Source organism: Aliamphritea hakodatensis, from assembly GCF_024347195.1.
GTDB lineage: Bacteria > Pseudomonadota > Gammaproteobacteria > Pseudomonadales > Balneatricaceae > Amphritea > Amphritea hakodatensis.
This window is the reverse complement of sequence record NZ_AP025281.1, coordinates 2,898,843-2,910,480: the sequence shown is the minus strand read 5'-3', so window position 1 is coordinate 2,910,480 and position 11,638 is coordinate 2,898,843. Positions and strand designations below refer to the sequence as shown.

Sequence of the window (11,638 nt, the reverse complement as noted above, 5' to 3'; positions counted from 1 at the left end):
AGTAGGAAAATTAGATCGTTTTTTGGTTGTTTTTCTCAATTGTTGCCCCGGTTGTTGATCCATATCATGAAATTATTCCTATTGATGATGAATGTTTTGAACCGGCTTGTTTCTGAGGAGAATAAAAATGAAAACCTCGACACTTGATCCCAAAGCCCTGCGTCAGGCCTTTGGAACCTATGTCACCGGCGTTACTGTTGTTACCACTGTGGATGCTGATGGTCAGCCCCGCGGCCTGACTGCCAATTCTTTTACGTCTGTATCTCTGGACCCGGCCCTGGTGATGTTTTGTATCGACCATAAGGCGGCCAGCTATCCCGTTTTCCAAAACTGTAAAGGCTTTGTGGTCAATGTTCTGACCGAAGCTCAAAAGGACGTATCTAATCTGTTTGCTTCCAAAGCGACAGACAAATTTGATCATGTTGAAACTCGACCGGGTGTTACTGGCGCTCCGATTATCGATGATGCGCTGAGCTGGTTTGACTGCACACTGCATGATCAGGTCGAAGCCGGAGATCATCTGATTCTGATCGGTGAAGTGAAAGACTTTGCCAGCCGTCAGGCCACCCCGCTGGGATACGGTGGCGGTAACTACATTACGTTCGGGTTGGAACAGACAGCTGTTAAAGCGGGCAACAATACTCAGTTTGGCTGTGTGCTGGGCCATGAAAATAAGGTCTTACTGATTCGGGATGAGGAATCAAACGGCTGGACGATTCCACTGGTGCAGGCGGAACCGGGGCAAAGTGAAGTGCTGAGCCGTTTACCCGGTTTATTGAAACAGATAGGTGCCGAAGCTGAGATCAGCTTTCTCTATTCCGTCTACGAAACCCTTGATCATAAAACGCATATCGTCTACCGGGGCCAGCTGACACAGCCGGAGCTGTCCGGGAGCAAGACGACTGCGAGGCTATTTACCGCGGATGAACTGCCCTGGGACCAGCTGTGTTTCCCGCAACTGAATGCGATGTTGCGCCGCTATTTCCGTGACTGTGTTAATGACCGTTTCGGAATCTATACCGAGGCACTCGGTGAGGGTTCGGTGGCCATGCTGGAAGGCCGGCCGGAAGCATGGGGCGAGCATAAGCAGAAAATAAACCTGTAAACGGAGTCGATTGTAATGCGCAATTTGGAACAGATTACAGGCCAGCGCCTGAGTCACTATATTAACGGTCAGTGGCACGAACCCAGTAACGGAGAATACTTCGACAGTCTTGATCCGACAAATGCCCAGCCCTGGTATAAGGTCGCTTCCGGTGATGCTCAGGATATTGAAGACGCCGTCAGTGCTGCCCGGGCAGCCCTTAAGAATCCGCAGTGGCAACGTATGAGCCAGACGGACCGTGGTCACATGGTTCGCCGGCTGGCGCAACTGATTGATGAAAACCGTGAAATGCTGGCCCGCATTGAAACCCGGGATAACGGTAAGCTTCTGCGGGAAACCCGTGCCCAGACCACCATTGTGCCGGATACCTTTTCTTACTTTGCCGGTGCGGCTGACAAGCTGGAAGGTACGACCATCCCGCTGAATAAGCCGGATATGCTTAATTACACTGTCCGTGAGCCGATCGGTGTCGTCGGTATTATCGTGCCCTGGAATTCACCCTTGTATCAGCTGGCCTGGACCCTGGCTCCCTGTCTGGCAATCGGTAATACCGTGGTTATCAAGCCCTCTGAACATACAAGTGCTTCCACGCTGGCATTGATGGACCTGGTGGAGCAGGCCGGATTCCCGCCGGGCGTGGTGAATGTTGTCACCGGATTTGGCCCGGTGGCCGGTGAAGCGCTGACCCGGCATCCGCATATCGCCAAAATTGCTTTCACCGGCAGCAGTGAGACTGGTAAGCGGGTCGCCGCGAATGCTGCCAGCCATCTGGCCCAGTGCAATATGGAGCTGGGGGGGAAGTCGCCGCACTGTGTGTTTGATGATGCTGATCTGGACCGTGCCGCTAATGGTGTGGTCGCGGGTATTTTTGCCGCTGCCGGACAGACCTGTGTGGCGGGCTCCCGGATCTTTGTCCAGGAGAGTGTTTATGACGCGTTTCTCGATAAATTACTGACCCGCACCAGGCAGATTAAACTTGGGGATCCTACCGAAGAGGGGGTTCAGGTCGGGCCACTGGCGATCCGTGAACAGCTGGAAAAGGTCACCCGCTATGTCGAGATTGCTAAAGCGGAGGGGGCCACTCTGCTGAGCGGTGGTAAACCGCCCGAAGACCCGGCGCTGAGTGAGGGCTGGTATTTCGAGCCAACACTGTTCACCGATGTCGACAATTCAATGCGCATCGCTCAGGAAGAGGTCTTCGGGCCGGTCGGTTGTGTGATCCGTTTTTCGACTGAAGAAGAGCTGACAGAGCTGGCCAATGCGACCGAGTATGGCCTGGCAGCAGGTGTCTGGACCCAGAGCATGGAGAGGGGGCTGCGTTTTGCCCGGGAAGTTGAGAGCGGCATTGTCTGGGTGAATACCTACCGTGCAGCATCATTTGCTACCCCGGTAGGCGGCTTTAAAAACAGTGGCTATGGCAGCCATAACGGACTGGAATCGCTGCGTGAATATTCCAGAAGTAAGAGCGTGATGCTTGATTATTCCGGCAAAGCACAGGATCCGTTTGTGATCCGTGTGAAGGAATAACGCTGCGGGAGGGAGCCCGCGGGTCTCCTTATCTGCATTTTAAACACCAGGGTAACACCGGGAAACGGGCCGGCCTGTCTGTAGCGGCAGAGGTTGGTGTGGCAGAAATCTGAGAATAACAATAAATCTGGAGAGAGATGATGGATTTTGACATCGTATTAAATATGGCACGTCTGGATGACGAAACGCCGATGCAGCAGGTCTGGGATAAGACCAATTATATGGTTCGGTTGGCTGATGAAGCAGGCTTTACCACTGCCTGGACTGCTGAGCACCATACCATTGAGCTGACTATTGCACCTAATCCGTTTCAGTTGCTGAGTCACTGGGCTGCGATCACTAAGAATATTCGCCTGGGTACCGGGATTGTAACGGCGCCTTACTGGCACCCGATCAGACTGGCCGGTGAGGCCGGATTGTGTGATCTGATTTCCGGCGGCCGGCTTGAGTTTGGTATCGGGCGCGGTTCATTCCAGTATGAGTTTGACCGTATGCAGCCGGGTATCGATCAGCGTGAAGGCGTGGGGTATATGAAGGAGATGCTGGCGGCACTGAAGGAACTGTGGAAAGGCGACTATGCCCATGATGGCCAGTACTGGCAGTTCCCGACAGCCACCGCCTGCCCGAAACCACAGCAGTTACCGCATCCGCCGCTTTGGTGTGCTGCCCGTGATCCGGGCTCGTTTGACTGGGCGATTAGCAATGGCTGCAACATTATGGCTACGCCGCTTCAGGCACCTCATTCTGAAGTAGAGGTGTTGGTAAATCGTTTTAACGATACCGTTGCCCGTTATCCTGAGCTGCCCCGTCCCAAGCTGATGATGCTGCGCCGGGTCTGTGTTTATGATAATCCGGATGACTGGATGGTGCCGGTAGAAGGGGTGACTAATTTTGGCCGCTACTTCGAAACGCTGATGAAGAACATTGGTGGCGTGGAAAACGGCTTTGCTGACCCTGCGGATTATCAGGCCATTGCCAATAAGAACGATTATGACCCTAAGTCCCTACACGAAAACATGTTATTTGGTACGCCGGAAGAGGTCGTTGTCAAACTGAAAAAATATGAAGCACTGGGAATCGATACTTTCCTGTACGGCGAAGCGTACGGGGTATCTGATGAATTTAATAAACGTTCGCTGGAGCTGTTTGCCAGTGAGGTTATGCCACATTTTCAATAAGCCATAAATTTCAATGTCAGAGAATTAGGAGAGTATTACAAACCGTAAGTGGATTTAATCTGCTGTATCCTAAGATATAAATATAACTATTTGTTTTCTATGCAAAGTTTAGGAGAAAGAGATGTCAGACAATAAAAATAAATTTGATACTGATCCGCAGTTAAACAGTGATGAAGCAGGGGCTTCCTGTGTCGCGCCGGTCCAGCTGAGCAGGCGTAAGTTTTTGGGGGCCACGGCCGCTGTAGGTGCCGGTGCTATGCTGATGCCATTTGGTTCAAGCTTTGCCGCGAGCAATAAGGGGACAGTCGTATACCTGAGTTGGGGCGGGTTTTATCAGGAGTCACAGAAGAAAGCCTGGTGTGATCCTTTTGAGAAAGAATCCGGTGTTCGGGTGGTTCAGGCCGGCCCGATGAACGAAGCGAAAGTCCGTACCAGTGTGGCCAGCGGTTCACCTGAGTTTGATATCGCAGATGCCACGGACATATTCCTTTACTACGGCAGCGCCGATAATCTTTTTGAACCGATCGACTACAGCGTGGTTAACCGTAATACCCTGCCACCGCAGTTTACGCATGATTACGGCGTGGGGAACTGCGTCTGGTCTTATAACGTTTGTTACAACACTGATAAGTTCAGTGAAGGCACTGGTCCTCAGACCTGGACTGATATTTTTGATACCAAACGTTTCCCCGGTAAACGGATTCTGCGTGACCGCGTATACGGCATGTTAGAAGTGGCATTACTGGCCGACGGTGTTGCACCTGCTGATCTTTATCCGCTGGATGTTGAACGCGCATTTCGTAAGCTGGATACCATTAAGGACGATCTGATCCTGTGGAAGTCGGCTTCGCAGGCTCAGCAACTGATGGTGGATGGTGTTGCCTCCTGTGGTTTGCTGCATAACGGCCGTATTTTTGACGCGGTGAAAAAAGGCGGTCATCTGGCAATCGGCTGGGAACAGAACGTTCAGTCAGTGGACTATCATGTGGTACTCAAAGGAGCACCTAACAAAGCCAATGCCATGGCTCTGATCGAGCGCTCAATTCAGCCGGATGCTCAGGCAGCTTTTGCGAATATGACCGGGTACGCACCTGTGAATCAGGCCGCGTTTGAGTTTATTGATGCCGATGTGGCGCCATGGTTGCCAACTGAACCTTCGAATATTGAAAAAGGTTTTGTTCTGAATGCGGATTACTGGCGTGAAAACCTGAAAGAACTGGCAGATGAGTGGACCAAATGGAAACTATCGTAACCAACAGGGCTGCCGGCCTTGGGGTTACCTGGTGGAGTAACGCGGCACAGCTGGTCAGAAATCGATATTTCTGGCTGGTGGTGCCCGCCACCGTCACACTCTTGCTGGCATTTGCCTGGCCGGTACTGGGTTTTCTGCTGAAGGCCTTTACCGACCCTTTTAACGGGTTGCATAACTTCAATGAAGTGTTCAGCAACTTTATATACGGCGCGGTGTTGTGGAATACCGTAGTGATAAGCTTCGTCACCACGTTTCTTTCATTACTGTTAGGGTATCCGCTGGCTTACACAATCGCTCAGGCTTCACCAAGGGTGCGACGGTTATTGATCTTTGCGGTGCTGGTGCCTTTCTGGACCAGTATTCTGGTGAGAACCTTTGCCTGGATGGTGTTGTTGCAACCCAGTGGTCTGATTAATGACATATTGATTGGGCTGGGGTTGTTACTGGAACCGCTGGATATGCTGTTTAACCGCACGGGTCTGTTGATCGGTATGGTGCAGATTCAGTTGCCACTGATGGTGTTCCCGCTCTATACCGTGATGTCGAAAATCGATAAGCAGTATGTTTCGGCAGCAGCCAACCTGGGGGCGAGTCCTGTCACCGCATTCAGGCGGGTTTACCTGCCACTGAGTATGCCGGGAGTCTTTACCGGATCGATGCTGGTGTTCGTGACGTGTCTGGGGTATTTCATCACGCCGGCACTTTTAGGCGGCCACCGTGATGTTGTAGTAGCACAGTTGATCCATGAGCAGGTAACCGAGCTGGGTAGTTGGGGGATTCCTGCGGTACTGGCCATTATCCTGTTACTTAGCACACTGTTTATCTTCGGTATTGTGCGGCTGTTTCAGCGTCGGGAGAAGAAACTATGATTTTATCTTCATCGTTACAGGCGCTGAAATATCAGTTCACGCAAAACGGCTGGAGCTGGCTGCGGTGGTTGCTTTGTTACACGGTAATTTTGTACCTCATAGCACCGCTGATCATCGTCGTTATTATCTCCTTTAGTTCGGGGTATTACCTGACGTTTCCACCACCGGGTTTCTCTTTCCAGTGGTACGAAAACATCCTTGATCCCAAGTGGATGGATACACTCTGGATCAGTGTTCTGGTAATGGTGCCGACATCGATAATTGCCACGGCATTAGGGCTTGCGACAGCTCTGGGACTGGCCCGGTCGGATATTCCCGGTACCACGTTCATTCGGGCTTTGCTGATATCTCCGCTGGTTGTTCCGGTGATCATTACCGCAGCGGCTTTGTATGGGACGTTCAGAAGCTGGGGCATTCACGGCACCGTTGGAGGTTTGATACTGGCGCATATAATTCTGACGATCCCCTATGCGCTGTCGACGATCACCGCGTCACTGGGCATGGTGGATGCTCGGCTGGAAGATGCTGCGGCTAATCTGGGGGCATCGCCATGGACGGTATTCCGCAAGATTACTTTTCCTTTAGTAATGCCCGGGGTGCTGTCGAGTTTTTTGTTTTCACTGGTGATCTCGTTTGATGAGTTGATCGTGTCTCTGTTCATCAGTACGCCACTGGTGCGGCCGGTCACAGTTCAGATGTGGTCGAATATCCGTGGTGATGTCGACCCGACGATAGCGGCGCTGGCTTCTATGTTGTTTGTGTTTGCATTGCTGATTCTGTTACTGGAAAGCCTGTTCGGTAAGAAGGAGCAGAGTCAGGATGCATCTGCAAGTTGAGGAATAATAAAAATGAATACCCAATCAACAACCTTTGCAGTTGAGAACGATAGCCCGGCTATGCCGGAGGCCGTTTCTTCAGCAGCAGACATTTTATCGTTACGTAATGTGAACAAGTTATACGGCGATTTCGTTGCCGTTAGCAATGTATCGCTGGACCTTAAACAGGGTGAATTCCTGACATTTCTGGGGCCTTCAGGCTCCGGTAAAACCACTACGCTGATGATGGTTGCAGGTTTCACCGGCCTGTCCAGCGGTTCAATCATGCTGGATGGTAAGCCGCTGGATCCTTTGCCGCCTCATAAGCGGGATCTGGGCATGGTATTTCAGCAATATGCACTGTTTCCGCATATGACGGTGGAACAGAATGTCGCGTTTCCCCTGCAGGTCAGAAAGCTGGGGCGTGATGTCATTGAGGAAAAAGTCCGTGCCAGCCTGGAACAGGTCGGGCTGAGCCAGTATGGGGACCGTTTGCCGAAACAGTTATCCGGTGGTCAGCAACAACGGGTCGCACTGGCCCGGGCGATGGTGTTTGAACCCCGCTTATTGCTGATGGACGAACCCCTTGGCGCTTTGGATAAGAAACTGCGGGAACATATGCAGATTGAAATTATGCGGCTCCACAGAGAAATGGGGATTACTGTCATTTACGTGACTCATGATCAGGAAGAAGCGCTGGCAATGAGTGACCGGATAGCGGTGTTCAATGAAGGGGAGATCAAGCAAATCGGGTCGCCGTCAGAGCTGTATAAGCAACCTAACAGCCGCTTTGTTGCAGACTTTATCGGCGAAAGTAATTTCATTGAAGGGACAATAACCTCAGTCATTGAACTTGCTGACAGCGACACCGGTGTAGCTGTCGGCACTGTTGAAACTGCCATCGGACCTTTACAGGCCCGGCTTGGATCGGAACTGGCAGTTAACTGTAAAGTCAGTCTGGCGGTGCGGCCAGAGAGAATCTGGATTGTTGCACCGGACACACCGGACAACTGTGAAAATATCGTTTCCGCCAGGGTCACTGATGTGGTGTATCTGGGGCAGCAGCAGAAATACGTTGTGCGGCTGAATAACGGTGACGAGATGACGGTTATGCAGCAGCTAAACCGTGCAACCAGCGGTGAAATTGCGGTTGGCAGTGAAATCCAGCTGGCCTGGACCGCAGAAGCCAGCGTGTTGCTGGCGGACTAGGAGGGCCTATGAACTATTTCGATAATGGCCAGTTTGCAACCTGCTATGAGCTGGCCGGTCAGGGAATGCCGGTGGTATTCGTCCATGGTGTAGGTGCACACCTGCAGGGCTGGGATGGTGTGATTAAAGCCTTTAAAGGTTCTGTCAGATCACTGCGTTACGACCTGCGTGGCCATGGTGAAAGTGAGCGGATACAAGGGCCTTACCAGTTGCAGGCGTTTGTAGATGACCTGCAGGCATTGGTGACGGAACAGGGGTGGAGCCGGTTTCATTTGGTCGGCTTCTCACTCGGGGGGCTGATTGCACAGGCATATGCACTGCAACATTCCCGGCAATTGCACAGCCTGACCATCATCAGCTCGGTCACTGACCGTACGCCGGAAGAGCAGGCAAAGGTGACAATGCGGGCCGATACACTGGCCGAAGGCCGGGCTGATAAGCATATGGCGGCAGCGGTAAACCGTTGGTTCAGTGATCGGTTTATTGAGGATCATCCGGAAATCGTCGAGTGCCGGGTGCAGCGTAGCCTGAACAATGACCCCCACTGTTATGCCGCTGCATACCGGGTACTGGCTGAGTCTGATCTGGCTGATCAGCTCCCCGGAATTACCTGTCCGACGCTGATCATGACTGGCGAGGAGGATGCCGGATCGACGCCCCGGATGGCGAAGGTAATGAGCCAGCGGATTCCGGATGCGGAAGTACATATCCTGCCGGGGCTTAAACATGGGGTGTTACTGGAAGCCCCTGACCTGATTGCCGGAATCATGCTTGAGTTTTATCGCCGCCGATTCAACCATTCTTTAATGTCCGGGAGTAACCCTGTGAGTAATAAACTGATGGAACAAGGGCTTAAAGTCCGTAAAGAAGTGCTGGGAGAGGCGTATGTTGAGGCTGCCTTTGACAATGCTGATGACTTTAACTGCGAGTTTCAGCATCTGGTCAGTGAATACTGTTGGGGAGTGTGCTGGACTGACGACACACTTAACCGGCGTGAACGCAGTATCCTGAATCTGGGAATGATTGCAGCTCTGGGTAAAAGTCATGAATTTGAGTTGCATTTTCGGGGGGCTCTGCGCAACGGGTTAAACCCGGATGAGCTGAAATCAGTCCTCACCCAGATTGCAGTTTACTGCGGTATTCCGGCCGGCGTGGAGTGTTTCAGAATCGCTCGCAAAGTATTGGCGGAAGAAAGCGCAAGTCACTGATATCTGAACGTTTATCCTAAACGTTTAATTCACTAAGAACGCACAGCAGATAGTTGCCCCGGAGTGGGGTAAGGCCTTCTGTTGTCTGAAAAAAGGTAAGCATTATGGCTTTTACAATCAGAAAACTTGTCACCCACAAGGAAACAACCTTAATCGAGGGTGATAAAGGTGTTGATATACCGGTCACAATGACCGGCGTTGCGGCGGTTGTGAAAAACCCCTGGCATGGTCGCGGGTTTATCGAGGACCTACGGCCAGAACAGCTTGATGGCTGCAGTGAACTGGGGCGTGTGCTGGTAGAGCAGATGCTTAAAGAAATCGACAGCGTCGATTCGATTGAAGCCTATGGTAAGGCGGCTGTCGTGGGTGCCGACGGGGAGATCGAGCATGCTTCCGCGATGATTCATAACCTGCGGTTTGGTAATCATTACCGTAATGCCATGAAGGCGGAGAGCTTTTTAGCCTTTACCAATATCCGTGGTGGCATGAACTGTTCAATTCAGGTGCCGATGAAGCATTTACATGAAATCAGTGCCCGTTCCCACTTTATCACGATGGAGTTTTCCATTTCCGATGCACCAAGGGCCGACGAAGTGGTTGTCGTTCTGGGAGCTTCCACCGGTGGCCGGGCACATCCGCGTATCGGTGACCGCAATATGGATATGGTTGAACTGGAGCAGGAAGCACAAGCCTGACCTCTGGCCATCAAACCGGGCCGGAAGCCCGGTGCACGGCTTCCGGCTATTCGTGAATACGTAATCAATACACAGGTAATCGTTATGTCATTGCACCAATTAAATGATGCATCGCTGTTAAAGACCGATGCCTTTATCAATGGTCGCTGGGTGAAAACCGGACAGCATTTTAATGTGTTCAATCCGGCCACGGGAGAAGTTCTGGCTGAAGTTGCAAGTTGTACAACTGAGCATACCCGTGAGGCAATCAGTTCAGCTGATGTGGCGTATCGCAGCTGGTCTGCCCAAACGGCTAAGCAACGGGCAGGGATATTGCGCAACTGGTTTAATCTGATGCTGCAACACAAGCAGGATCTGGCCATGATTATGACTGCTGAGCAGGGTAAACCTCTGGCTGAGTCTGAAGGCGAGATCGCCTATGCGGCCTCATTCGTGGAATGGTTCGCTGAAGAGGGTAAACGGATTTATGGGGATACCATTCCTTCACCGGCAGGCGACAAGCGGATTATAACGGTTAAGCAGCCAATCGGTGTGTGTGCGGCAATTACCCCCTGGAATTTTCCGGCCGCAATGATCACCCGTAAAGTGGCTCCGGCGCTGGCAGTTGGTTGTGCGGTCGTGGTTAAACCCGCCGAACTGACTCCTTTATCGGCGCTGGCGCTGGCTGAGCTGGCTGACCGGGCAGGTTTTCCACCAGGCGTATTTAATGTTGTGATGGGGGATGTAACAGCGATAGGTGCGGAGCTGACCGCTAATAAAACGGTGCGTAAATTGTCCTTTACCGGATCAACCGATATCGGAAAATTGCTGATGGGGCAAAGCGCTGCAACGGTCAAAAAACTCTCGTTGGAGCTGGGCGGTAATGCACCCTTTATCGTATTTGATGATGCAGATCTTGATGCCGCTGTCGAAGGCGCGGTGCAGTCTAAGTATCGAAATACAGGCCAAACCTGCATCTGTACCAATCGTTTTCTGATTCAGGACGGTATCTATGATGCCTTCGCGGAAAAACTGGCCTGCCGGGTCGCCACAATGACAGTTGGCTCCGGGTTTGATCCACAATCAGTGCAGGGGCCGCTGATTGATGAGCGGGCTTTGGAGAAGGTGGAACGGCATGTTCATGATGCTGTAGCAAAGGGAGCCAGGATTCTGACCGGCGGAAAACGTCATTCACTGGGGCGGACATTTTATCAGCCCACCGTGCTTGCTGATGTAAGTCCGCAGATGCTCTGTTGTGAAGAAGAAACCTTCGGACCGGTGGCTGCGCTGACACGTTTCAGCGATGAGAGTGAAGCTACTGATATTGCTAATGATACAGACTCCGGACTCGCGGGCTACCTGTACAGCCGTGATATCAGTCGGGTGTGGCGGGTAGCGGAGGCACTTGAATACGGCATGGTCGGGGTTAATACCGGTGCGGTTTCAAATGAGGTCGCGCCATTCGGCGGCATCAAGCAATCCGGTATTGGCCGGGAAGGCTCACGGTATGGCGTCGAGGATTATCTGGAACTGAAATATATCTGTCTCGGCGGCATTGAGTAAGTGTCGGAATCTTGAAGTAGCTTCATGAAGACCGTTCGTAAGAACGTTATATAACCCGGCGCTCCCGTCGGGTTTTTTTTCGGGAAAATTAACAGGGCTGAAAAGAGAAGTTGAGGCCGTCAGAAGAAGTGGCAGATGGGTATGTCAGTGAGAATGATACATCAGGTTTGGGCTGAAGGCCGGAAGCTGTATGTGCCAGGGTGTGGTTTTTGGTGTTTAAACCCCGGAAGGAGCAGAG

The 11,638-nt window shown here is 51.9% G+C and carries 10 protein-coding genes; all 10 read left to right on the top strand.

Going from position 1 to position 11,638, the window contains the following annotated elements; all coding sequences use genetic code 11:
• Positions 1–127 precede the first annotated feature (127 nt).
• The 10 genes from PCI15_RS13445 (at position 128) to PCI15_RS13400 (ending at position 11,400) form a co-directional block, all read left to right on the top strand.
• Positions 128–1,105: a flavin reductase gene (locus tag PCI15_RS13445; protein WP_271270470.1), complete on the top strand. Its 978-nt coding sequence runs from the start codon at positions 128–130 to the stop codon at positions 1,103–1,105.
• Between the two features lie 15 nt (positions 1,106–1,120).
• Positions 1,121–2,632, top strand: a complete 1,512-nt coding sequence (locus tag PCI15_RS13440) for an aldehyde dehydrogenase (protein WP_271270469.1) — start codon at positions 1,121–1,123, stop codon at positions 2,630–2,632.
• A 137-nt stretch (positions 2,633–2,769) separates the two neighbouring features.
• Entirely contained in the window at positions 2,770–3,810 is a 1,041-nt protein-coding gene (locus PCI15_RS13435) for an LLM class flavin-dependent oxidoreductase (RefSeq protein WP_271270468.1), read from the top strand.
• A gap of 121 nt (positions 3,811–3,931) precedes the next feature.
• Positions 3,932–5,062 carry an ABC transporter substrate-binding protein gene (locus PCI15_RS13430; protein WP_271270467.1) on the top strand — a complete coding sequence of 377 codons (1,131 nt, stop codon included), beginning with the start codon at positions 3,932–3,934 and terminating at the stop codon, positions 5,060–5,062.
• Complete coding sequence (locus PCI15_RS13425) at positions 5,047–5,931, top strand: ABC transporter permease (protein ID WP_271270466.1); 885 nt, start codon at positions 5,047–5,049, stop codon at positions 5,929–5,931. Before PCI15_RS13430 ends, PCI15_RS13425 begins: the two co-directional genes overlap by 16 nt.
• On the top strand, positions 5,928–6,767 hold the full coding sequence (locus tag PCI15_RS13420; RefSeq protein ID WP_271270465.1) for an ABC transporter permease: 840 nt from the start codon (positions 5,928–5,930) through the stop codon (positions 6,765–6,767). Before PCI15_RS13425 ends, PCI15_RS13420 begins: the two co-directional genes overlap by 4 nt.
• Positions 6,768–6,779: 12 nt before the next feature.
• Positions 6,780–7,955, top strand: a complete 1,176-nt coding sequence (locus PCI15_RS13415; protein WP_271270464.1) for an ABC transporter ATP-binding protein — start codon at positions 6,780–6,782, stop codon at positions 7,953–7,955.
• An 8-nt stretch (positions 7,956–7,963) separates the two neighbouring features.
• Positions 7,964–9,163: an alpha/beta fold hydrolase gene (locus PCI15_RS13410; RefSeq protein ID WP_271270463.1), complete on the top strand. Its 1,200-nt coding sequence runs from the start codon at positions 7,964–7,966 to the stop codon at positions 9,161–9,163.
• Between the two features lie 104 nt (positions 9,164–9,267).
• Entirely contained in the window at positions 9,268–9,858 is a 591-nt protein-coding gene (locus PCI15_RS13405; RefSeq protein WP_271270462.1) for an amino acid synthesis family protein, read from the top strand.
• An 84-nt stretch (positions 9,859–9,942) separates the two neighbouring features.
• Positions 9,943–11,400 (top strand): NAD-dependent succinate-semialdehyde dehydrogenase, encoded by a 1,458-nt coding sequence (locus tag PCI15_RS13400; protein ID WP_271270461.1) that lies wholly within the window; start codon positions 9,943–9,945, stop codon positions 11,398–11,400.
• Positions 11,401–11,638 lie beyond the last annotated feature (238 nt).

Bases quoted from the DNA above. Each gene is read 5' to 3' on its own strand.
- PCI15_RS13405 (WP_271270462.1), top strand. From the start codon at position 9,268: ATGGCTTTTACAATCAGAAAACTTGTCACCCACAAGGAAACAACCTTA.
- PCI15_RS13440 (WP_271270469.1), top strand. From the start codon at position 1,121: ATGCGCAATTTGGAACAGATTACAGGCCAGCGCCTGAGTCACTATATT.
- PCI15_RS13410 (WP_271270463.1), top strand. From the start codon at position 7,964: ATGAACTATTTCGATAATGGCCAGTTTGCAACCTGCTATGAGCTGGCC.
- PCI15_RS13435 (WP_271270468.1), top strand. From the start codon at position 2,770: ATGATGGATTTTGACATCGTATTAAATATGGCACGTCTGGATGACGAA.
- PCI15_RS13430 (WP_271270467.1), top strand. From the start codon at position 3,932: ATGTCAGACAATAAAAATAAATTTGATACTGATCCGCAGTTAAACAGT.
- PCI15_RS13445 (WP_271270470.1), top strand. From the start codon at position 128: ATGAAAACCTCGACACTTGATCCCAAAGCCCTGCGTCAGGCCTTTGGA.
- PCI15_RS13400 (WP_271270461.1), top strand. From the start codon at position 9,943: ATGTCATTGCACCAATTAAATGATGCATCGCTGTTAAAGACCGATGCC.
- PCI15_RS13425 (WP_271270466.1), top strand. From the start codon at position 5,047: ATGGAAACTATCGTAACCAACAGGGCTGCCGGCCTTGGGGTTACCTGG.
- PCI15_RS13415 (WP_271270464.1), top strand. From the start codon at position 6,780: ATGAATACCCAATCAACAACCTTTGCAGTTGAGAACGATAGCCCGGCT.
- PCI15_RS13420 (WP_271270465.1), top strand. From the start codon at position 5,928: ATGATTTTATCTTCATCGTTACAGGCGCTGAAATATCAGTTCACGCAA.